Annotated in this window: 25 protein-coding genes and 3 pseudogenes; 23 read left to right on the top strand and 5 right to left on the bottom strand. The window is 31.3% G+C overall.

The annotated features are described in order from the left end of the window. From AJN58_RS10415 to argS, 4 genes and pseudogenes are all read left to right on the top strand, one after another. Window positions 1-696, top strand: a pseudogene (locus AJN58_RS10415) (highly acidic protein); the annotation flags it as partial. Between the two features lie 2 nt (window positions 697-698). Beyond that, the gene (gmk, locus tag AJN58_RS08160; protein WP_070286622.1) at window positions 699-1316 is read left to right on the top strand and encodes a guanylate kinase; all 618 of its coding nucleotides are present in this window, start codon (window positions 699-701) and stop codon (window positions 1314-1316) included. Between the two features lies 1 nt (window position 1317). Next, on the top strand, window positions 1318-1557 hold the full coding sequence (locus AJN58_RS08155; RefSeq protein ID WP_002852866.1) for a twin-arginine translocase TatA/TatE family subunit: 240 nt from the start codon (window positions 1318-1320) through the stop codon (window positions 1555-1557). Window positions 1558-1568: 11 nt separating this feature from the next. After that, window positions 1569-3161 (top strand): arginine--tRNA ligase, encoded by a 1593-nt coding sequence (gene argS, locus AJN58_RS08150; protein ID WP_070287573.1) that lies wholly within the window; start codon window positions 1569-1571, stop codon window positions 3159-3161. 17 nt (window positions 3162-3178) lie between these two features. On the opposite strand, the gene AJN58_RS08145 is transcribed toward argS, so the two are convergent. Both AJN58_RS08145 and AJN58_RS08140 read right to left on the bottom strand, forming a co-directional pair. Then, window positions 3179-3487, bottom strand: coding sequence for a DMT family transporter (locus AJN58_RS08145; RefSeq protein ID WP_002861886.1), 309 nt, complete (start codon window positions 3485-3487; stop codon window positions 3179-3181). Continuing rightward, window positions 3487-3828 (bottom strand): DMT family transporter, encoded by a 342-nt coding sequence (locus AJN58_RS08140; protein WP_002777281.1) that lies wholly within the window; start codon window positions 3826-3828, stop codon window positions 3487-3489. Before AJN58_RS08140 ends, AJN58_RS08145 begins: the two co-directional genes overlap by 1 nt. 105 nt (window positions 3829-3933) lie before the next feature. On the opposite strand from AJN58_RS08140, the gene AJN58_RS08135 reads away from it, so the two are divergent. The 13 genes and pseudogenes from AJN58_RS08135 to AJN58_RS09885 all read left to right on the top strand — a co-directional run bounded on the left by AJN58_RS08135 (window position 3934) and on the right by AJN58_RS09885 (window position 13143). After that, entirely contained in the window at window positions 3934-4641 is a 708-nt protein-coding gene (locus tag AJN58_RS08135; protein WP_070292169.1) for a YebC/PmpR family DNA-binding transcriptional regulator, read from the top strand. 10 nt (window positions 4642-4651) lie between these two features. Continuing rightward, window positions 4652-5125: a peptidylprolyl isomerase gene (locus tag AJN58_RS08130; RefSeq protein ID WP_070274780.1), complete on the top strand. Its 474-nt coding sequence runs from the start codon at window positions 4652-4654 to the stop codon at window positions 5123-5125. A 145-nt stretch (window positions 5126-5270) separates the two neighbouring features. Then, on the top strand, window positions 5271-6671 hold the full coding sequence (locus AJN58_RS08125) for a DUF3373 family protein (protein ID WP_070292167.1): 1401 nt from the start codon (window positions 5271-5273) through the stop codon (window positions 6669-6671). Between the two features lie 10 nt (window positions 6672-6681). Beyond that, a complete protein-coding gene (locus tag AJN58_RS08120) occupies window positions 6682-6909 on the top strand; it encodes a hypothetical protein (RefSeq protein WP_002822505.1) in 228 nt (75 codons plus the stop codon). An 80-nt stretch (window positions 6910-6989) separates the two neighbouring features. Beyond that, window positions 6990-7589: a DedA family protein gene (locus tag AJN58_RS08115; protein WP_070292165.1), complete on the top strand. Its 600-nt coding sequence runs from the start codon at window positions 6990-6992 to the stop codon at window positions 7587-7589. Between the two features lie 81 nt (window positions 7590-7670). Beyond that, window positions 7671-8447 (top strand): threonine/serine exporter family protein, encoded by a 777-nt coding sequence (locus AJN58_RS08110; RefSeq protein ID WP_002881600.1) that lies wholly within the window; start codon window positions 7671-7673, stop codon window positions 8445-8447. Beyond that, window positions 8444-8938 (top strand): threonine/serine exporter family protein, encoded by a 495-nt coding sequence (locus AJN58_RS08105; RefSeq protein WP_044780070.1) that lies wholly within the window; start codon window positions 8444-8446, stop codon window positions 8936-8938. Before AJN58_RS08110 ends, AJN58_RS08105 begins: the two co-directional genes overlap by 4 nt. Before the next feature lie 72 nt (window positions 8939-9010). After that, window positions 9011-9274: a zf-TFIIB domain-containing protein gene (locus tag AJN58_RS08100; RefSeq protein ID WP_070292163.1), complete on the top strand. Its 264-nt coding sequence runs from the start codon at window positions 9011-9013 to the stop codon at window positions 9272-9274. Window positions 9275-9348: 74 nt separating this feature from the next. Beyond that, window positions 9349-10299: a CDF family cation-efflux transporter CzcD gene (czcD, locus tag AJN58_RS08095; RefSeq protein WP_038813501.1), complete on the top strand. Its 951-nt coding sequence runs from the start codon at window positions 9349-9351 to the stop codon at window positions 10297-10299. Continuing rightward, on the top strand, window positions 10289-10483 hold the full coding sequence (locus tag AJN58_RS08090) for a heavy-metal-associated domain-containing protein (protein ID WP_002852760.1): 195 nt from the start codon (window positions 10289-10291) through the stop codon (window positions 10481-10483). Before czcD ends, AJN58_RS08090 begins: the two co-directional genes overlap by 11 nt. Further along, complete coding sequence (gene copA, locus AJN58_RS08085) at window positions 10483-12582, top strand: copper-translocating P-type ATPase CopA (RefSeq protein ID WP_070292161.1); 2100 nt, start codon at window positions 10483-10485, stop codon at window positions 12580-12582. The genes AJN58_RS08090 and copA overlap by 1 nt, the downstream gene beginning before the upstream one ends. A 90-nt stretch (window positions 12583-12672) precedes the next feature. Then, window positions 12673-12792 (top strand): DUF2165 family protein, encoded by a 120-nt coding sequence (locus AJN58_RS10590; RefSeq protein WP_353477116.1) that lies wholly within the window; start codon window positions 12673-12675, stop codon window positions 12790-12792. Beyond that, window positions 12770-13143 (top strand): annotated as a pseudogene (locus tag AJN58_RS09885) (DUF2165 family protein). The gene AJN58_RS10590 and the pseudogene AJN58_RS09885 overlap by 23 nt, the downstream one beginning before the upstream one ends. Here AJN58_RS09885 and AJN58_RS08075 read toward each other — a convergent pair. Both AJN58_RS08075 and rho read right to left on the bottom strand, forming a co-directional pair. After that, the gene (locus AJN58_RS08075; RefSeq protein ID WP_070292159.1) at window positions 13140-14666 is read right to left on the bottom strand and encodes a DNA polymerase III subunit gamma/tau; all 1527 of its coding nucleotides are present in this window, start codon (window positions 14664-14666) and stop codon (window positions 13140-13142) included. The pseudogene AJN58_RS09885 and the gene AJN58_RS08075 sit on opposite strands and share 4 nt — an antisense overlap. A 3-nt stretch (window positions 14667-14669) precedes the next feature. Then, window positions 14670-15968 (bottom strand): transcription termination factor Rho, encoded by a 1299-nt coding sequence (gene rho / locus AJN58_RS08070; protein WP_002853705.1) that lies wholly within the window; start codon window positions 15966-15968, stop codon window positions 14670-14672. 108 nt (window positions 15969-16076) lie between these two features. Between rho and AJN58_RS08065 the strand changes: the two genes are divergently transcribed. Continuing rightward, on the top strand, window positions 16077-18434 hold the full coding sequence (locus AJN58_RS08065) for a heavy metal translocating P-type ATPase (RefSeq protein WP_083265187.1): 2358 nt from the start codon (window positions 16077-16079) through the stop codon (window positions 18432-18434). Continuing rightward, a complete protein-coding gene (gene ccoS / locus AJN58_RS08060; RefSeq protein ID WP_002852798.1) occupies window positions 18431-18637 on the top strand; it encodes a cbb3-type cytochrome oxidase assembly protein CcoS in 207 nt (68 codons plus the stop codon). Before AJN58_RS08065 ends, ccoS begins: the two co-directional genes overlap by 4 nt. A 22-nt stretch (window positions 18638-18659) precedes the next feature. Here the strand turns inward: ccoS and AJN58_RS08055 are convergent, their stop codons facing one another. Then, window positions 18660-18962 carry a c-type cytochrome gene (locus AJN58_RS08055; RefSeq protein WP_002852762.1) on the bottom strand — a complete coding sequence of 101 codons (303 nt, stop codon included), beginning with the start codon at window positions 18960-18962 and terminating at the stop codon, window positions 18660-18662. An 80-nt stretch (window positions 18963-19042) separates the two neighbouring features. Between AJN58_RS08055 and gmhB the strand changes: the two are divergent. The 4 genes and pseudogenes from gmhB to gmhA all read left to right on the top strand — a co-directional run. Further along, window positions 19043-19604 (top strand): annotated as a pseudogene (gmhB, locus tag AJN58_RS08050) (D-glycero-alpha-D-manno-heptose-1,7-bisphosphate 7-phosphatase). Next, window positions 19605-20558 carry an ADP-glyceromanno-heptose 6-epimerase gene (gene rfaD / locus AJN58_RS08045; RefSeq protein WP_070283679.1) on the top strand — a complete coding sequence of 318 codons (954 nt, stop codon included), beginning with the start codon at window positions 19605-19607 and terminating at the stop codon, window positions 20556-20558. After that, window positions 20551-21936, top strand: a complete 1386-nt coding sequence (gene rfaE1, locus AJN58_RS08040) for a D-glycero-beta-D-manno-heptose-7-phosphate kinase (RefSeq protein ID WP_070283677.1) — start codon at window positions 20551-20553, stop codon at window positions 21934-21936. Before rfaD ends, rfaE1 begins: the two co-directional genes overlap by 8 nt. Beyond that, window positions 21933-22477, top strand: a 545-nt coding sequence (gene gmhA, locus AJN58_RS08035) for a D-sedoheptulose 7-phosphate isomerase (RefSeq protein WP_070291920.1), incomplete at its 3' end; no start/stop codon positions are given. The genes rfaE1 and gmhA, both read left to right, overlap by 4 nt.

Here is a 22477-nt window from a genome sequence, read left to right as displayed (position 1 = left end):
ACAGCTTTGGATACTGAGCCTAGTTTAGATGAACTAGATGATAAAAATGATGAAGATTTAGAAGATAACAAAGAATTACAAGCTAATATAAGCGACTTTGATGATCTTCCTGTGGTTGAAGAGCAAGAAAAAGAAATGGATTTTGATGATATTCCTGAGGATGCTGAATTTTTAGGTCAAGCAAAAGATAATGAAGAATCAGAGGAAAATTTAGAGGAGTTTGCTCCTGTTGTGGAAGAAGATGTTCAAGATGAAATGGATGATTTTATTTCAAATTTAAGCACTCAAGATCAAATCAAAGAAGAACTAGCTCAACTTGATGAGCTGGATTATGGTATTGATAGTGATAATAGTAGCAAGGTTTTAGAAGATTTTAAAGATGAACCAATTTTAGACGATAAAGAATTAGGAATAAATGAAGAGGAAGTGGTTGTGCCAAATTTAAATATAAGTGATTTTGATGCATTGAAAGAAAGTGATATACAAGAAGCTCTTGGAGAGGAAATTGTAGAAAAAAATGAAGAGCCTATAGTAAGTAATGCAACTAAAGATGATAATAGTGAAGAGATAGTTAATGAGCTTAGCCAAAGTATAGTAGGAGCGATCACTTCAAGTATTAAGGATGATACCTTAAAAGCTGCTCTTAAGGGTATGAATATGAATATAAATATAAACATTAGTTTTAAAGAGGATTAAAATTGCAAGGTTTTATTTTGTTGATTTCAGGTCCTAGTGGAGCTGGAAAATCAACTCTTTTAAAAAAACTTTTTGATGAATTTGAAGATGAGCTTTATTTTTCTATTTCTTCAACAACTCGCAAACCAAGAGAGGGTGAAAAAAATGGAATACATTATCATTTCATATCCCATGAAGAATTTCAAAAAGGTATAGATGGTGATCATTTTTTAGAATGGGCTAAAGTGCATGAAAATTTTTATGGCACTTCTTTAAAGCACACTCAAGATGCTTTAGATAATGGAAAAATAGTTGTTTTTGATATTGATGTGCAAGGATTTAAAATAGCCAGACAAAAAATGGCTGATAAGATTGTTTCTGTTTTTATTACTACAAAAAATAAAGATGAGCTCAAAAAAAGACTTATTAAGCGAAATACTGATACAATAATACAACTAGAAAAAAGATTACAAAACGCTAGTGATGAAATGAAAGAGCTTAGCGAGTATGATTATCTTATCATTAATGATGAGCTAAAGCAAAGCTATGAAGCATTGCGAGCGATTTTAATTGCCCATAAATTTAGAATCAAAGGGCAGAATCTAGGACAAATTCAAAATATTTGGAATGAAGGAGAATAAAATGGGTGGTTGGTCAAGTCCAAGTCATTGGTTGATTATTTTATTGATTGTTGTATTGCTTTTTGGAGCAAAAAAAATTCCAGAACTTGCAAAGGGTTTAGGCAAAGGTATTAAAACTTTTAAAGATGAAATGAATAATGATGATGAAGTAGCAAAAAATACTCAAAAAATAGAAGAAAACAAAAACACAACTAATAATACAAATGCTGATGCAAGTATAGACGAAACAAAAAAAGCTTAAGGTTTAGTCTTTTGAAAAGTATTATTTTTAATGAAATTAAAAAGATTTTAGAGTGTGATTTTACACTTGAAAATCCAAAGGATAAAAATTTAGCACATTTTGCTACCCCTTTGGCTTTTTCACTGGCTAAGGAATTAAAAAAATCTCCTATGTTGATTGCTAGCGACTTAGCGAGCAAATTTCAAAATCATGATTGTTTTGAATCGGTTGAAGCTGTAAATGGGTATTTAAATTTTAGAATTTCCAAAACTTTTTTAAATGAACTTGCAAATCAGGCTTTAGCAAATCCAAATGATTTTTCTAAAGGAGAAAAAAAACAAGAAAGTTTTTTGCTTGAATATGTGAGTGCAAATCCTACTGGACCTTTACATATAGGACATGCAAGAGGCGCTGTTTTTGGAGACACCTTAACAAGACTTGCAAGACATTTGGGTTATAAATTTGATACAGAATACTATGTCAATGATGCGGGCAATCAAATTTATTTACTAGGGCTTTCTATTTTACTAAGTGTGAAAGAAAATATACTTCATGAAAATGTTGAATATCCAGAGCAATATTACAAAGGCGAGTATATAGCAGATTTGGCAAAAGAAGCTTTTGAAAAATTTGGTAAAGAATTTTTTAGTGAAGAAAATATCCCTAGTTTAGCTGATTGGGCAAAAGATAAAATGCTTGTTTTGATTAAACAAAATTTAGAACAAGCAAAGATTAAAATTGACAGCTATGTAAGCGAAAGATCGTATTATGACGCTTTAAATGCAACTTTAGAATCTTTAAAAAAACATAAAGGAATTTACGAGCAAGAAGGTAAAATTTGGCTTGCTTCTTCGCAAAAAGGCGATGAAAAAGATAGGGTAATTATCCGTGAAGATGGACGCGGGACTTATTTGGCAGCAGATATTGTTTATCATAAGGATAAAATGAGTCGTGGTTATGGCAAGTGTATTAATATCTGGGGAGCAGATCATCATGGTTATATCCCTAGAATGAAAGCTGCGATGGAGTTTTTGGGATTTGACTCTAATAATCTTGAGATTATTTTAGCACAAATGGTTTCCTTGCTTAAAGATGGAGAGCCTTATAAAATGAGTAAAAGAGCAGGAAATTTTATCTTGATGAGCGATGTGATTGATGAAATAGGAAGTGATGCTTTGCGTTATATCTTTTTGAGTAAAAAGTGCGATACTCATTTGGAATTTGATATTAGTGATTTGCAAAAAGAAGATAGCTCTAATCCTGTGTATTATATCAACTACGCACACGCTAGAATTCATCAAGTGTTTGCTAAAGCTGGTAAAAAAATCGATGATGTAATGAGAGCTGATTTACAAAGTTTAAATCAAGATAGCGTAAATTTGCTTTTTGAAGCTTTGAATTTAAAAGCTATTTTAAATGATGCTTTTGAGGCTAGAGCTTTGCAAAAAATTCCTGATTATCTTAAAAATTTAGCTGCAAATTTTCATAAATTCTACAATGAAAATAAAGTTATAGGCTCTGCAAATGAAAATGATTTACTTAAATTATTTTCTTTGGTTGCTCTTAGTATTAAAACCGCATTTTCTTTAATGGGTATTGAAGCGAAAAACAAAATGGAACATTAAAACAGCATTTTGCTGTTTTAATAATTTAGTAAAAATACTGCTATTATTACGATAATGATGCCTAAAATTCCTATTTTGTTTAATTTTTCTTTATATAAAATCCATCCACCAAGACAAGTTCCTATGATGCCTATAGCACCCCAAGTTGAGTAAGCTATGCTTAAAGGAACGTATTTTAAAGAAAAAGAAAGTAGAAAAAAAGCAAGTATAGCATTGACAATCGCAGCCAAGCCCCAAATTTTATGTTTAAAACCATCTGATTTTTTTAGCAATAAATTTGCTATGATATCTAAGAATGCTGATAAAACAATGATAAAAATATACATTATTCTTTAACCTCGCCTATATTAATCATGATAATTCCAACGATAGAAAGAACAATGCCTAGAATTTGAGTTAAGGTTAAACTCTCTTTAAAAACTATAAAAGAAACTAAAAGTATAAGAATAATCCCTAAAAGTTCCCATACAGCATAGGCTATGCCTACTTGAATTTTTTTAATCGCCTTGCCCATAAAAAAATAAGAAAAAGCTATAAATAAAGCCATGAATATATAGCCTAAAATTTGATTTTCCATTTTTAAAAAACTAGTACCTAAAACTTCAAATACAATAGCAGCAATCAAGAAAAACCAAGCAACAAAAAGTTCTTTTTTTGCGATATTCAAAAACTTCTCCTAAAATAAATGGTAAAATCATACCATTTAAAGCTTTAATTAGCCTTTTTAGTTTATACTTTTAAGTTTGAAAATCTTTAAAGAAAGTGAGAATTTATGGGACGAGCATTTGAATACCGAAGAGCTTCTAAAGAGGCTAGATGGGATAAAATGAGCAAGCTTTTTCCTAAGCTTGCTAAAGCCATACAAGTAGCTGCTAAAGAAGGTAGCATTGATCCTGATATGAATCCAAAATTAAGAAGTGCTATAGCTACAGCAAAAGCAAATAATATGCCAAAAGATAATATAGATGCAGCTATTAAGCGTGCGAGTGGAAAAGATAGTGTAGATATTAAAAACATTCATTATGAAGGAAAAGCTGCGCATGGAGCTTTAGTTATAGTTGAATGTATGAGTGATAACCCTACACGCACCGTGGCCAATGTAAAAGCTATTTTTAGCAAGAATGGTGGAGAAGTTTTACAAAATGGATCTTTAGGCTTTATGTTTACAAGAAAAGCGGTTTTTCATCTTGAAAAATTTGCAGGAGATTTAGAAGAATTAGAACTTGATTTGATCGATGCAGGGCTTGAAGAATTAGAACAAAATGAAGAAGAGTTGGTAATTAGCGGTGATTATACTGCATTTGGTGAGCTAAGCTCTGCTATAGAAACTAAGGGTTTAGTTCTTAAAAAAGCAGGACTTGAGTATATACCAAACAATCCTGTAAGCTTTAGCGAAGAACAGCTTAGTGATATAGAAAAACTTTTAGATAAGTTAGAAGATGATGATGATGTTCAAGCTGTTTATACAAATATAGATTAAGGAGAAAAATATGATAAAAACAATTGACACAAGCAAAGTAAATGAATACAAATTTGCTCTTATAGAAACTGAAAAAGGTACAATGAAGCTAAAACTTTTTGGTGATGAGGCTCCACAAACGGTTTGTAATTTTGCTACTTTGGCTATTGAAGGATTTTATAAAGATTTAAATTTTCATCGTGTGATTCCAAATTTTGTCATACAAGGGGGTTGTCCACACGGCAATGGTATAGGTGGGCCTGGATATGAAATCATTTGTGAATGTGATGATCAAGAACATAAGCATGAGCGTGGAACCTTATCTATGGCGCATGCAGGACGCGATACGGGTGGATCCCAATTTTTCATTTGTCATAGCCCTCAAGCTCATTTAGATGGGGTTCATACTGTTTTTGGGCAAATTGATCCAAAAGATGAAGAAAGTTTGGAAGTTTTAGACTCTATACGCCAAGGAGATAAAATTTTAGATATAAAAATTTTGTAATTAAATTTAAATCTTATAATGTAAAGCTAGTCATAAAATTTGACTAGCTAAAAATAATTAACACATAATTTTTTTTAAAGCTTTTTTTTCTATAATTATAATTTTATTTCAGTGAAATGTAACAAAATTACAAGGAGTTATGATTATGAAAACTAAGTTTTCACTTATTTTAAGTGCTTGTCTTCTTTCATCTTCACTTTTTGCTAAAAATACAGATGATGAGATAACCAAGCTTCAAAAACAGCTTGCACAAATTCAAGCTGAACTTGCACAAATCAGAAAAGAAAGGGAAGCTCAAGCTAAGCAAAATGAAGCTGTAAAAGCTGAACTTGCTGATCTTAATGATAGAGCTGATGAAACAGAATTTCAAGCTGCTTTAAGCAAGGTTAAATTTGGACTTGAGTTTTCAACAGCAGTTTCAAATACAAACTATAAAGTTGGCGGACAAGATTATAGTGCTAATAACAAATGGATGAATGAGCTTCATTTAAATATGAATGCTGATATTAATGATAAAACCAAATTCTATGGTCGTTTATCTATGGCTAAAAATTGGTCTCAAATGGGTTGGAGTGGCACTCCTTATGACTTAGATGCAGGAAGAAACACAAGAACAAGTGGACCTGTACTTTATGTAGATAGAGCTTATCTTGACTACTATATCACACCTGAGTGGATTGCAACCATAGGAAGACAGCCAGGAACCGATGGTCCAGGAAGTAATCTTAGAAACAATGCTTTAAGACAATCAACTTATCCAGCCTTAGCAATCAACGCTTTAGGTGATGCAGCAGTGATCACTTATAAACCTGAAAGTTTGCAAGATCATAAGGTAGCTATCCGTGCAGCTTATGGTAAAACTTATCAATGGGATGAAGAAGGCAAGGTAAGAGACTGGATGAGCGATCAAAAAGATGCTGATGCAAATCTTTACTATGCTGCAGTAGAAGGAGAGCTTCCTATAGAAGGTATGGGAGATAATCTTATTATCTTCAATGTGGCTCATATGACTGATTTTGCATTACCATTGCCTAGTATTCCTTCTATTCTAAATCAAGGTGTTTATAATCTTGGAGATTTAACTTTAGCAAATATTCATTTTGAAAACTATAATGCTTTTGGTACAAATTTTAATTATTTTGTATCTTTAGGGTATTCTAACGGAGCAAATGCGCATACTCTAAGTGCAAATCCTGTTGCGCAATCTCAATTGGAATTTAATGAAAAAGATGGTTATGCTGTGCATGTAGGCGGACGCTATGATTTTACCAAAGCTTTAAAAGTAGGGTATGAGTTCTTCTGGGGAAGTAGATACTGGTATACTATGAGCCGTCCAAGTATCAATGATCCACTTAATATAAGAATGACAAGAGGAGCAGCACATGATTTTTATGTGATTTATCAACTTGATAGATATCAATTCTTACGCTTAAGCTATACCAATATCCAAAACAAATGGGGCAATCGTGGCTTGCCATTTGGTGGAGCGAAAAAAGATAAAGCAAGAGCTGATAATATCATGTTAATGTATAATGTAAAATTCTAAGGAGCAAAAGATGAGAAAAATACTTTTTGCAAGTTTATTACCTATCATTGCTTTGGCTGATTGTGCAAGTTTGATGGCAAAATACGAAGCTCCAGAGCCAGAGTCAAAAACAATGAAACAAGTTGAACGCTGGATTAATAAAAAAGTTAGCGATCCAGCTGATGCTGCTGTTTTAAAAGAGTGTATGATCGCTCGTGCAGCAGACAATCCAAATCAAGTTTCAGTTGCAGGTAAATAAAAAAAGCGGTGTAAAACCGCTTTTTACTGTTTAATCTTTTAAGCTACAATTTTTTAAAATTTTCTTCAAATAAGGCTAATATGCAAGAAATCATTTCTTTTATTGTTGAGATGGCTAGTGCTTGGGGGTATTTGGGTATTATTATCTTAATGACCTTAGAGAGTTGTTTTATACCTTTTCCAAGTGAAGTTGTTATGATACCTGCTGGATATTTGGCACATAAAGGAGAACTTGATATTACTCTTTGTATACTTAGTGGGACTTTAGGTTCTGTTTTAGGGGCTTTGATTAATTACTATATTTGCTTTTTTTGGGGTAAAAATTTTGTATTAAAATGGGGTAAGTATTTTGGCATAAATGAAGCCAAATTTGCTAAATTTGAAGAATTTTTTAACAAACACGGGGAATTTTCAACCTTTACTTGTCGTCTTTTACCAGGGATTCGTCAGTACATCTCTATGCCTGCAGGTTTGGTAAAAATGAAACTTGTAAATTTTATACTTTTTACTGCACTTGGTAGTGCTATTTGGGTGGCTATACTTGTATTTTTGGGTTATTATATAGGACAAAATGAAGAGTTGATTAAAACTTATTTAACTCAAATTCTAATCATTACAATTGTTTTTGTGATTTTAGCAAGTTTAATTTATATCAAAATTAAAAAGCCTTTTAATAAATGATTTAAATTATAAATATTTTTTTCTTTATTATTTTCAAATTTGCTATAATTGTAATAAATTCAAGTTAAAGATGATCAAAATATGGAAAAACCTGATATACAAAGATTAACTAATTTTTTAATCATATATACTAAAACTTTACTAGGTGCTGGAACTTATACAGCTAGGGTGGCAAAATGCGTAGGAAGAATAGCTGAGGTTTATGGCTATGAGATAAATATCAATTTCTTTTTTCATCATATTACTTTAAATGTTGTAGATATGGATGATAACTCCATTCAAAGAACTTATGTTATACCCAATCATCATGCCCATGTTAATTTTAAGCTTATTTTTGATTTAAGTGCTTTAAGCTGGGCTATATATGATCACAAATACGATCTTGAAAAAGCACAAGTTGTTTTTGAGAAAATTTCTCAACAAAAAAAGCATTCTTATTTGCTTAATCTTTTATTTGTTTCTATGGCAAATTCGGCTTTTTGTAGGCTTTTTGGCGGTGATTTTGGCGCTGGAAATTTGGTGTTTTTTGCAACTTTCGTGGGATTGTTGTTAAGATATATTTTAACTAAAGCAAAGATTGATTTAAGAATTCAATATATTCTTTGTTCTTTTATCTCATCGTGGTTTGTATTTTTTGGACTGGATATGGGATATACCAATACTTCTGATGTGGCTTTGGGTTCTAGTATTTTATATCTTATACCAGGGGTATTTTTTATAAATTCTGTGATTGATATATTAAAAGATCATATTTTAATGGGGCTTAGTCGTATTATCAGCGTGGCTATTTTGATTTGTTGTATAGCACTTGGAATTTACATGACACTTAGTATTTCGGATTTTGGGATTTTAAGATGATTGAATTTATTTTAAGAGATATGTTTTTTGCTGCTATGGCGGGATTTGGCTTTGCTTATGCTTGTAATCCACCTTTAAAAACCCTTATTTTATCTGCTCTTTTAGCGGCAATTGCACATGGGCTTCGTTTTACCTTGGTGGAATATTTTCATTTTCAAACTTTAGCAATTGCAACTTTTGTTGCTTCATTTTGTATAGGATGTTTAGGAATTGTTCTAGCAAAAATCATCAAAACCCCTGCTGAAATTATCGCTTTTCCTGCTCTTATTCCTATGATACCTGGAATTTATGCTTATAAAGCGATTTTGTATCTTATTTCTTTTATACGCAGTGATGATTTGAAGGCTAAGTCTGAATTTTTGGTTCAATTTTTTGATTATTTTTTTACAACTGTTTCTGTGACTTTGGCTCTAGCTATAGGAGTGAGTGTTACTTTGCTTATATTTTTTGAACAAAGTTTTATGATGACTAGACATGCAAAAAAACATTAAAACTTGTTGTAAAATTGTTTAGTATTTCTTTTTATAATTTTAAATCAAAAATTTAAAAAAAGGCGGTATTGTATGTTATGTCCAGTTTGCAATGTGGATTTGGTTATGAGCGATAGGAGTGGAGTTGAGATTGATTATTGCCCAAAATGTCGTGGCGTTTGGCTTGATCGTGGAGAACTTGACAAAATCATAGAACGCAGTGTCCCTAATGCAGCAAATTTTAACCAAGCTTCAAGACAAGAGTCAAGATATAATAACTCAGCTTATCATCAGCACAATGATTACTATAAAAAGAAAAGGAAAGAAAGTTGGCTAGGCGAACTTTTTGACTTTTAATTTTTATAAGAATAACAAATATTTATATTCTTTTTAACTTAATATCTTAAAATATCAAGCAAAAAGGATATAAAATGTATAAATTTTTATCACACGAGCCTTTAGCTAACAAATCTTGTAATCATAATCACGAAGAACATTCTCATGAACATCATCATTCCCATGCTGATGCAAGGAGTATGGATAAAAAGATTTTAAAAATTTCTCTTTTAATGACTTTTTCTATGATGCTTGTGCAATTTATTTATTCAATCCTTTCAAATTCTTTGGCACTTTTAAGCGATACTTTGCATATGTTTTCTGATGTTTTTGCCTTAGCTCTTAGTTTTTTAGCCATCATAGCTGTAGAAAAATGGCAAGATCATCAAAAGACCTTTGGATATTTTCGTCTTGAAGTTTTGGTGGCTTTTATCAATGCTTTAACCATTATTTTATCGGCTTTATTTATCATTTATGAGGCTATAGAAAAATTTATTAATCCACAAGAAATTGATGCTAAAACCATGATAATTGTAGCTATTTTGGGCTTTTTGGTAAATGGGATTAATGCTTTGATGATGTTTAAGGGTGCAAATTTAGAAAATGTCAATATGAAGTCCGCTTTTTTACATATGATGAGTGATTTATTGGGTTCTTTAGTGGTTATTATAGGTGGGATAGTAGTATATTTTAGCGGTATTGTTTATATAGATACGATTTTAGCTATTGTATTATCAATCTTGCTTTTAAGATGGGCAATTATCTTGCTTAAACAAAGCGCTAATGTCTTGCTTGAAAGTTCTCCTGTGGATATAGAAAAAGTAAGACAAGTTTTGCTTTTAAATCCTAGTGTGGATGAGGTGGTGGATTTGCATATTACTCAAATCACCAATAAAATGCTAGTAGCTTCTATGCATTTAAAAGTGAAAGTTTGCGATCTAAAGGAATTTGAAAAACTATCTCAGGATTTATCCCATAAATTACTACATGAATTTGAAATCGGGCACATTACTATACAACCTATAAGGAGTGAAAATGAAATTTAAAGTAAAAAATGTTAATTGTATGAATTGTGTAAATTTGATCAAAAATTCTCTTGAAGATGAATTTGGAAATATAGAAGTGGATTTGGAACAAAAAATTTTAAGTTTAAATTTAGAAGAAAATCAAGTATCAAATTTTACAAAAGAATTTCAAGATTTAGGTTTTGAGATCGTAGAGCGTTTATAATGGAAGAATTGCGTATAAAAATAGGTAAAATGACTTGCGTTAATTGTTCTAACGCTATAGAAAGAGCTTGTAAAAAAATTGATGGTGTTAAAGATGCTAGTGTTTCTTATGTGAATTCTAGTGGAGTTTTTTTACTTGAAGATCAAGAAAAACGCAAAGATATCATCGCAAAAATTAAAAATTTAGGCTTTGAAATTTTAGAAGATGAACAAAGCTTGAACGCATACAAGGCAAAAAAACACTTAGAATTAAGAAAAAATTTGCTTTTAAGTATAGTTTTGAGTGTGATTATTATGTATTTTGAAATGTTTGTTAAAACTTCTTTTTCGCAAAATATCCAAATGGCTTTGAGTTTTTTTGGGATATTTTACTGTGGGAGAGACTTTTTTTCTCATGCTTTTTTAGGCCTTAAAAGCAAAAATTTAGATATGAATACCCTTGTAGCTTTAGGGACTTTGAGTGCTTTTGTGTATTCTTTTTTGGTGTATTTGCAAATTTTTAAAGAAGAAGATTTGTATTTTAGTGGTGCAATGATGATTATTTCCTTTGTGCTTTTAGGAAAATATCTTGAAAGTAAAGCTAAATTTAAAGTACAAGATTATCAAAGAATTTTGGAAAATATAGATACAAAAAAGACAAAAATTTTGCTTGAAGATGAAAGTATTAAAGAAATTCCAAGTTCTTTTGTCAAAAGTGGCGATGTGTTTTTGGTAAAAGAAGGAGAAAGCATTGTTGCAGATGGGGTAGTGCTTTTAGGGAGCGCAGAGCTTGATATGAGTTTTTTAAATGGGGAGTTTTTACCTGTTTTAAAAAAAGAAGGCGATGAAGTTCAAGCAGGAGCAGTAGTTTTAAATGGCGCTTTAAGGATCAAAGCAAACAAAAAGGCTATGGATAGTACTTTAGAACAAATCAAAAATCTAGTTTTTGAAGCAGGAAATATCAAAAGTCCTTTGGCAAATTTAGCAGATCAAATTTCTAAATACTTTGTAGGGGGTATAATATTTTTTGCTTTTTTAGTTTTTGTTTTTTGGGCGGTAAAAGCGGATTTAAATACAGCTTTTTTACACGCTTGTGCTGTGCTTTTGATTTCTTGTCCTTGTGCTTTAGGGCTTGCAACGCCTATAGCTTTGGTTGTGGCAAGTGCAAATGCGGCAAAAAATTTCATTCTTATTAAAAATCCTGCTGCTTTGGAAAAATTAGCTTTAGTTAAGTATGCTTTTTTTGATAAAACAGGTACATTGACAAAGGAAAATTTAAGTATTTTTAAGCACAATCTTTCTAAAGATGATTTTGATAAATTATGTCAAATTGAAAGTTTAAGCTCTCATCCTATAGCCAAGGCTTTGCATAAAGATCAAATTTTTGATTTAAAGGGCGAGGGAAGAGTGATTGTGGGTTCTGGTATACAATACAAAGAAGATAGTGATATTTATCTTGTAGGTAGTGCGGAGTTTTTGCACGAAAATCAAATTAACACAAAAGAAAGTGCTATCTTTTTTGATTCTTTTAAAGAATATGTTAGGGTGTATTTTGCTAAGAATAAAAAGTGTTTAGGTGGTGTTTTGTTAAGTAATGCTTTAAAAGATGGGGCCAAAGAGCTTGTGTTAAATTTAAAAGGGCAAAATCTTAAAACTTTTATTTTAAGTGGTGATCGTACAAAAAATGTAGAAAAAATAGCCAAAGAATTGCAAATAGATGAATTTCACGCTCAACTTAAGAGTGAAGAAAAATTACAAATCATTCAAAAATTTAAAAAAACTCTTTTTGTAGGAGATGGGATCAATGATGCGGCGGCTTTATCTGCTGCAAGCGTGAGTATGAGTTTTTCAAAGGCAAATGAACTTGCAAAAAAAACAGGAGATTTTATCTTGATAAAAGATGATTTATCAGCGATTTTTAAATGTTTTAAACTTGCTAAAAAAACACGCAGGATTATTAAGCTAAATCTTTTTTGGGCTTTTATTTATAATGTACTTTGCATTCCTATCGCAGCAGGATTTGTACCTTTTATCACTTTAAGTCCTCATATAGCAGCACTTGCAATGTGTTTTAGTTCTGTTGCTGTGGTACTTAATTCTTTAAGGCTTAAAAGAATTTAAAAATTTAATTTTTATTAAGAATATATTATTAAAATGGTATAAATGTAATAAAAATGTTTTTGCATAAGTAAAATGATTTGATTTTCAAAAATTATTATTTTGCTTACCGTTGCATCGTTAGCAGGTATAGTGGTTTTTAGAAATGTGACAGATTACAATTCTAATTTCCAATTTGTTTCGCATTGTGATGAGTGCGGATATAAAGTCTGATTATTTAGGTAATGCTATAGTTTATGGGGTTATTACTTCTCCTGTGATTCATCATATAGGCTATATAATAATTATTCTTTTTGAAATTTTTATTACCTTAACAGCCCTAAAAGGTGTTTATGATATGTTTAAAGCTAGAAATTTAGATGCTCAAAGCTTTCTTAACGCTAAGATTTTTGGGATTATTTCCTTAACTTGTTGCTGTATTTATGGTTTGCCTTTCAAGTAGTTGCTGCAGAATGGTTTGAAATGTGGATGAGTAATGTTTGGAATGGTTTGCCTGGTGCTACAAGATTGGTAACTTATATGTTTTTAGCTTTGATTTTCATCTCTCTTAAAAATGATGATTAATTTTCTATACTAGGCTCCCCAAAACAATCTTTAAGAGCCTCTTTAAGATCTTCTTGTGGGTCAAATTTTTTAGCTCCTTCTTTAAGCATATTAATAGAACTTTGAATATTGTTTTTATTTTCACTGTTTGGTAATTCTTGAGTTAAGGATTGAAGCTTGTTTTCATCAATTGTTAGTGCTTTTTGCACATTAATTTTTACATTTTCTCCAAATTTAGCTTTAAAAAGTTCTTGTATGAGTTTAAAACCTTTATTGAGCGTATCGCGATTTTGTCCTTGTGCGTTTGAGCTTATATTTAAAGTATTGCTTTCAAAACTAATAAATTTTGTGCTTTGTTTAAAGCATTCTGCAAGATCAAAATCCCTATCATAAATACTATCAAGCAAGATTTCATAAGCATTTTTTTCTATTTTTTTCTCAAGATTAGGCATGATAGGAGAAGGTGTGATCTTAGGTGTAGTATTTGTTATATTTTCTTGTTTGATTTCTTGGATTTGTGCGTCAATTTCTTTTAAATGACTTGCTTCCATCATCATAAAAGCCATAACACAAAGCGTAAAGCCATCATCATCGCAAAGCATATTTTTAGCTTTTGATAAAATACGGAAAAATCTTTCATAAATTAAAGTAGAAAATTCTGTACTTTTTGCAAAAAAACTTTCTTTTAAATAAAAAAGCATTTCATCAATCACGCTTGAAGCTTCATAGTCTTGCAATTCTTCTAAATATGCAAAAACTTTTTCTTTGTCTTTTGTTAAAATAGCCTGATAAAAGGCTTTGATTTTTTGAGGATCTAAAAAGCCTAACATATCTGTAATTTTACTAATGCTGATTTCATTTTGACAAAAAATAATGGCTTGATCAAGCAAGGTTAAAGTATCTCTTAAAGATCCATTGCCACTTCTTGCTATGAATTTTAAAGCTTCTTCTTCAAATTTAACATTTTCTTTAAGTAAAATTTTTTTAAGATGATTTAAAATTTCACTTTGTGGAATTTGTTTAAAGCGAAAATGTTGCGTTCTTGAAAGTACAGTGGCTGGAAGTTTTAAAGGATCTGTTGTTGCAAGTATAAATTTAACATAACTTGGTGGTTCTTCTAAGGTTTTTAAAAGTGCATTTGCAGCTTGCGGGGTAAGCATATGTACTTCATCGATGATGAAAATTTTAAATCTTGCCATAGAAGGGGTGTATTTGGTTTGCTCGATTAAGGTTTGTATGTCTTCAAGTCCACGGTTGCTTGCAGCATCCATTTCTATAATGTCTATATGTTTGCCTTCAAGTGCTGCAAGACAGTGCTTGCAAGTGCCACATGGAGTATCACTTGGCCCTTGTTCGCAAACTAAAGCACGAGAAAAAATTCTAGCACTCGAAGTTTTTCCACTTCCTCTAAGTCCTGAAAAAAGATAAGCATGAGCTAAGCGATTATGATTTAGAGCGTATTTTAAACTTACGCTAACTGTCTTTTGTCCTATGAGTTCATCAAAGGTTTTTGGTCTGTATTTAATCGCTAAAGCTTGAAGCATTTTTTACTCGTTCATTATAGATAAAAGTTCTACATTATCTTTGGTTTTAAGCATTTTAGAATATAAAAATTTCAATGCCTCAACATCATCCATTTGAGAAATCGCCGAACGGATCGCCCAAATTTTTTGAAGATTTGCTACGCCTTGGAGTAATTCTTCTTTTCTTGTTCCTGATTTGATAATATTAATCGCAGGATAAATTCTTCTATCAGCAATATTTCTATCAAGAACTATTTCGCTATTTCCTGTGCCTTTAAATTCTTCAAAAATCACATCATCCATTCTTGAACCTGTGTCAATTAAAGCTGTAGCAACTATGGTTAAAGAGCCTCCATTTTCTATATTTCTAGCTGCACCAAAAAAGCGTTTTGGTTTGTGCAAAGCATTAGCATCTACCCCACCGCTTAGGACTTTTCCACTGCTTGGAGTTGCGGTGTTATAAGCACGTGCCAGTCTTGTGATACTATCAAGTAAGATGATAACATCTTTTCCTGTTTCTACCATTCTTTTGGCTTTTTCTATCACGAGTTCAGCTACACGCACATGATTATAAGCAGGTAAATCAAAAGTAGAACTAAAAACTTCGCCTTTTACACATCTTTGCATATCGGTAACTTCTTCAGGTCTTTCATCGACTAAAAGCACGATTAAATGCATTTCTGGGTGGTTTTTTGCAATAGCAGTAGCAAGTTCTTTCATAAGCTCTGTTTTACCTGTGCGTGGTGGAGCAACGATGAGTCCGCGTTGTCCTTTTCCTATAGGAGTAAAAAGATCCAAAACACGACCTGTAAGCTTCATAGCATCGTATTCAAGTTTGATTTTTTCTGTTGGAAAAATAGGGGTTAAGTTATCAAATAAAGGTCTTTCTTTAGCTTCTTGTAAAGGCAGATAATTGATCGCTTCGATTTTTAAAAGAGCGTAGTATTTTTCTTGATCTTTTGGTTCTCTAACTTGTCCTGTAACGATATCGCCTACACGTAGAGCAAATTTTCTAATTTGTGAATTTGAAACATAAGCGTCATTAACACTATCGCTAAGATTAGAGTCCATGCCTCTTAAAAAGCCATAACCTTCAGAAGAAATTTCTAAAATCCCTGTAAAAAGTATGAAACCGCCTTTTTTTGTTTGTGCTTTTAAAATTTCAAAAATAAGTTCTTGACGGCGAAATTCTCTTGGGTTTTCGATTTCACATTCATTAGCGATTTTAACTAGATTTTCTAAATCTAATAATTTTAATTCTTCGATTTTATAACCTTCCACTGGAACGTGGGTTCTTTGATGTTGTTTTTTTTCTTTTTCCATGAGTCCTCGTAAGATTTAGCAGAATAATTTTTGTAAAATGTGATTTTAGTAAAAAAATGCACTTTTTGTCAAATTTGTCTATAATTATAAAAAATATTTTTTTAAAGAATGATTATGAAATGTGAACATTGTAGACTTGATTATAAACAAGCCCAAATGATAAAGTATAAGGGTAAATTTTTTTGTTGTAAGGGTTGTGAGAGCGTTTGGGAAATTTTACACGAAAGTGGACTAGATGAGTTTTATGAAAAGCTTGGAAATCAAACCTTAAGCCCTGTAAATTTTCAAAATGAAATGAAAAATTATGATGAGTTTATTACTAAAACTAAAGAAGGATTTAGTGAAATTTATCTCATGATACACGGTATAGAATGTGCAGCTTGTGTGTGGCTTAATGAGAAAATTTTAACCAAGCAAGAAGGAATTTTAGAACTTGATATCAATCATTTAAGCCATAAAGCACGCATTGTTTTTGATGAACAAAGTATTTCTTTGGTGCAAATTTTAAGACTTATTGAAAGCATAGGCTATAAAGCGAGTGCTTATGATGCGAGCAAGGCTTCAAAAAAAGCGGATTTACTAAAAAGAGAATTTTATTCTAAGCTTGTTGTGGCTATAGCTTGTGTGATGAATATCATGTGGATAGCAGTGGCAAAATACGCAGGATTTTTTAGCGGTATGGATAAGGATACTAAAGATATTTTAAATTTTGCTGAATTTATCCTTTGTTCTCCTGTGCTTTTTTATACGGGATCTCATTTTTATAAAAGCGCTTTTAAAACTTTAAAAATGCATAGTTTAAATATGGATGTATTGGTGATTAGCGGAGCGAGTTTGGCTTATATTTATTCTTTATGGGCTATGTTTTTTAGGGTGGGGGAAGTGTATTTTGACTCTGTGGCGATGATAGTTTGCTTTGTATTTATAGGTAAATATCTTGAGATGTTTAGCAAAAAGCGTGCTTTAGATACTATAGATGGGCTTAATGATTTTTTGCAAAATGAAGTTTTGGTTTTTGATGGTAAAGAATTTGTTCCTAAAGAAGTGCAAAAGGTTTGTTTAGGGGATAGAATTTTGCTTAAAACTGGAGATAAAATTTTAATCGATGGGATTTGTAAAAGTGGTGAAATGAGTGTGGATACTTCTTCTTTAAATGGAGAAAATATTCCAAAACTCATACAAAAAGAAGATGAAATTTTTTCAGCTTGTATAGTGCTTGATGGAAGTGTGGAGTATGAAGCAACAAAGCTTTACAAGGATTCAAAACTCAGTCAAATTATCCAGCTTTTAGAACTTGCAAGTTCTAAAAAAGCAAAACTTGAAAGTTTGGTCAATAGTCTTTCGGCTTATTTTTCTAGAACGGTTTTATTGATCGCTTTTATTTGTTTTGCTTTTTGGTTTTTTTATAAGGAAGAGAGTTTTGAAATTTCTTTAGTCAATGCGATTGCAGTTTTGATTATCGCTTGTCCTTGTGCTTTGGCTTTAGCAACACCAGTGAGCAATCTTGTAGCTTTAGGTAGAGCTTTGAAAAAACATATTTTGTTTAAAAGTTCTAGCGTGATAGAAGATTTAAGCAAATGTGATTGCGTGGTGTTTGATAAAACGGGTATTTTAACCAAAATAGAGCTTGAACTTAAAGAGGTTTTTTTAGATGAAGCGCTTGATTTAAATGAGCTTTATAATTTTGTAAAACTTTCTAAACATCCTATCTCTCAAAATATTGCGTCGTATTTAAAGCAAAAAGGAGCTAAGAATTTAAATTTGGATTTTAAAAAGCATTCAAGCATTCAAGCTAAAGGTTTAAGTGCTGAGTTAAATGAAGGGTTGCTTTTAGGCGGAAGTTCTAAATTTTTGCAAGAAAAGGGTATTGTGGCTAAAGAATTTGATAATACACATTTTATTTTTGCTAAGGAAGGTAAAATTTTAGCTTCTTTTGAGTTTGATAGTGTTTTAAGAGAAGGTGCAAAAGAGCTTATTGCTTATCTTAAAAAAGAAAAGAAAGAATTAATGATACTAAGTGGCGATCATCAAAAAGCAGTGGAAAAAATCGCTAAAAAGTTAGAAATTCAAAACTATCAAGCTTCTTGTTTGCCAGAAGATAAAATGAAAACTATAGAAAATTTAAGCAAAAATTACAAAGTTTTATTTGTAGGTGATGGGGTAAATGATGCACTAGCTTTAAAATATGCAAGTGTTTCGATGACTTTAAGAGAAGGAAGTGATCTAGCTATAGAAAGTAGTGATGTTTTACTTTTGAAAAATGACTTGCTTTCTTTAAAAAAAGCCATCAAATTATCTAAAAATACCTTTAAAATTATCAAGCAAAATCTTGCTTTTTCTTTGTTTTATAATGCTTGTACCATACCTTTGGCTTTTTTGGGTATGATTAATCCTTTATTCGCTGCTATTTCTATGTCTTTTAGTAGTATAATAGTTATTTTAAATGCTTTAAGGATTAAAGAATGAATAGTATAATTATGATGATGATAGGGGTTTCTATCTTAGCGTTTTTTATCATTTTGGCAACTTTGCTTTGGGGGATTAAAAATAAGCAATTTGACGATGATTATAAATTTACTACTTTAAATGATGATGAGGATTCTTTGCGTGATGCTATAGAATTAGAAAGGCGTAAAAAAGAAGCTTTGGATAAAAAAAGGCTTTCTTAAAAAGGAAAGCCTTTTTTAGAAATTATTTTAAAGTTTCAATATGGGCTTCAATAGCTTTAAAATCTTCTTCAGTTAAACCTTTAAGGTTAAGTTTCATGATCGCACCTTGACCATAAGCATTTCTTTTGCCTTCTGAATATTCTTTCATGTATTGAAGTCTTTCAGCAGAAGAAAGAGTTTTTAAAGCTGGAACTTTGTTTAAGTAAACTTTGTCAGCATTTGCACCATGACATACTGCACATTTTTTAAAAAGTGTAGCACCATCTGCAGCAAAAGCAGAAACACCAAGACATGCCAAAGCAGAAACTACTAATAATTTTTTCATTTGTTTTCTCCTTAGTAAAAATTAGATTGCTAGGTATTATATATCTTTATTTTTATAAAAATCTTAAGAAATTAAAGATAATGTTTATTTTCTTTTTAAAAAAGCTATATTATAATGTTTTTTATGAAAACAAAAGCATTATTTTTAGATAGAGATGGTGTGATTAATATAGATAAAAAATATGTTTATAAAATAGAAGATTTTGAATTTTGTGATGGAATTTTTGAGCTTTGTAGATATTTTTTAGCTAGAAATTATTTGCTTTTTATAGCGACAAACCAATCAGGCATTGCAAGAGGATATTACAAGGAAAGTGATTTTTTTAAGCTTTGCGATTATATGCTTAAAGAATTTGCCAAACAAGATATAAAAATTGATAAAATTTATCATTGTCCACATTTAGAAGGTTGCGAGTGTCGCAAACCTAAAGCAGGAATGCTTTTAAAAGCAGAAGATGAGTTTGATTTGGATATGAAAAATTCTATCTTTATCGGAGATAACCTAAGCGATATGCAAGCAGGATCAAATGCTGATATTGGCACTTTGATTTTAGTAAATGAAGAAAAAAAAGAAGGCGATTTTTTTAGACAATTTAAAAATTTAAAAGAAATTTTGAGCTTTTTTAAAGAAAAGGACATTTAAATGAGAATAGCAATCACAGGTGGCGCAGGATTTATAGGTTCGCAACTGGCTTTAAATTTGCAAGAAAAACATGAAATTTTAATCATCGATAAAATGCGTAGTAGTGCGACTTTTGAAAATGGAAATTTGCAAAGTTTTGGGCATTTTAAAAATTTACTTGAATTTGATGGAGAGCTTTTTGCAGGTGATATTAATGATGAAAAAGTTTTAAAAAAGATTGAAGATTTTAAGCCAGAGATTATTTTTCATCAAGCAGCAATTTCAGACACTACGGTTTTTGATCAAACTAAGGTTTTACAAACCAATTTAAATACTTTTAAAGATTTTATAGAACTTAGCATAGATCTTAATGCAAAGCTTATTTATGCAAGTTCAGCTTCGGTTTATGGTGATGCAAAAAGTCCACAAACTGTAGGTAAAGATGAAGAACCAAAAAATCCTTATGCTTTTTCAAAATTGATGATGGATAAGCTAGCGAAAAAATACTACGATAAAGCCCATTTAGTAGGACTTAGATATTTTAATGTTTATGGAAAAGGCGAATTTTATAAAAACAAAACTGCTTCTATGGTTTTGCAGTTTGGCCATCAAATTTTAGCAGGAAAAAATCCACGCTTGTTTGAAGGAAGTGATAAAATTTATAGAGATTTTACCTATATCAAAGATGTTATTAGTGCCAATTTAATCGCTCTTGAGTCAAGATGTGGAGTTTATAATGTGGGTAGTGGTAAAGCAAGGACTTTTCAAGATATAGTTGATATTTTGCAAAAAGAGTTAAAGACTGATTTGCCTTGTGAATATATCCCAAATCCTTATGTAAAATCTTATCAATTCCATACTGAAGCAAAGCTAGATCAAACTTGGGATTATCAGCCAAAATTCACTTTAGAAGAAGGAGTAAAAGATTATTTAGGTGAGATAAAAAGACTTTTTGAAAAGGAAGTAAATGCTTGAGTTTTTAAGTCAGCAAAAACCTAAAATTTTAATTATAGGGGATTTTATGGTGGATAATTACACTTGGTGTGATTGTTCGCGTATCAGCCCTGAAGCCCCTGTTTTAGTAGCTAAAACTCTTAAAGAAGATAAAAGATTAGGCGGGGCTGCGAATGTTTATGCAAATTTAAAAAGCTTGGGAGCTGATGTTTTTGCACTTGGTGTTGTGGGCGATGATGAGAGTGGGAAATTTTTACAAGAAAATTTAAAAGGAGAATTTTTGATCCAAAAAGGACGCAAAACCCCTTTTAAAAATCGCATTATGGCACACAATCAGCAGGTTTTAAGACTAGATGAAGAAGATATAAGTGAGATTTTGCTTGAAAATGAGCTTATTACTTTGTTTGATGAAAAGATCAAAGATTTTAAAGCTGTGGTTTTAAGTGACTATGCTAAGGGTATTTTAACGCCTAAGGTTTGTAAAGCTTTGATAGAAAAAGCAAATGTTTTAAATATCCCTGTTTTAGTTGATCCTAAAGGGAGTGATTTTAGTAAATATAGCGGCGCAACCCTACTCACGCCTAATAAAAAAGAAGCTTTAGAAGCTTTGAAATTTGAAAATTTAGAGGGTGAAAATTTAGAAAAAGGGATTAAAAAATTAAAAGAAGATTTTGCTTTGCGTTATTCTATCATCACTCTTTCAGAAGCAGGAATTGCACTTTTTGATGAGGGTTTAAAAATCGCACCTGCTAAAGCCTTAGAAGTTTATGATGTAACAGGGGCGGGCGATAGTGTGATTGCCGTTTTAGCTTTTTGTTTGGCAAATGGGATTGAAATTTTTAAAGCTTGCGAACTTGCCAATGAAGCTGCAGCTGTTGTGGTAAGTAAAATAGGTAGCGTGAGTGTGAGTTTTGATGAGATTAAGAGTTTTAATCGTGTGGATTTTGAGAAAAAAATCAAAAGCAAAGAAGAACTTTTAATGCTTTTAAAACAAAATGATAAAAAGATCGTTTTTACCAATGGTTGTTTTGATATCGTGCATTTTGGACATATAAAATACCTTGAGAAAGCTAAAAGATTGGGTGATGTTTTGATTGTAGGTTTAAACTCAGATGCGAGTGTGAAAAGACTCAAAGGTGAGAGTCGTCCTGTAAATTCAGAGTTTCAAAGAGCTTGTATGTTGGCAGCTTTTTATTTTGTGGATTTTGTAGTGATTTTTGATGAAGATACGCCTTTGGAACTTATAAGCTTTTTAAAACCTGATATTTTGGTTAAAGGAGCTGATTATAAAGATAAGCTTGTTGTGGGTGCGGATATCGTTTCAAGAGTTGAATTAATCGACTTTGAAGAAGGATTTAGCACAAGTAAGATTATAGAAAAGATTAAGGATAAAAAATGATAAATTTAGTGGAAAAAGAATGGCAAGAACATCAAAAAATCGCTCAAGAAAGTGAAATTTTAAAAGGACAAATCGCTAAAATAGGTGAGCTTTTGTGTGAGTGTCTTAAAAAAGGTGGCAAGATTTTGATTTGCGGAAATGGTGGAAGTGCAGCTGATGCACAGCATTTTGCAGCTGAACTTAGTGGGCGTTATAAAAAAGAACGCAAGGCTTTAGCAGGTATAGCACTTACAACCGATACTTCAGCACTTAGTGCTATAGGAAATGACTATGGTTTTGAGTTTGTTTTTTCAAGACAAGTGGAAGCTTTAGGAAATGAAAATGATGTTTTAATCGGCATTTCAACCAGTGGAAAAAGCCCTAATGTTTTAGAAGCTTTAAAAAAAGCAAAAGAGCTTAATATGCTTTGTCTAGGCCTTAGCGGAAAGGGTGGTGGAATGATGAATAAGCTTTGTGATCATAATCTTGTTGTGCCAAGTGATGATACGGCTAGAATTCAAGAAATGCACATTTTAATCATACACACACTTTGTCAGATCAT

Origin of the sequence: Campylobacter sp. BCW_4321, from assembly GCF_001763075.1 — a bacterium.
Classification (GTDB): Bacteria; Campylobacterota; Campylobacteria; order Campylobacterales; family Campylobacteraceae; genus Campylobacter_D; species Campylobacter_D jejuni.
Note: the sequence above shows the minus strand (reverse complement) of the source record. Positions and strands in the feature narration are given on the sequence as shown.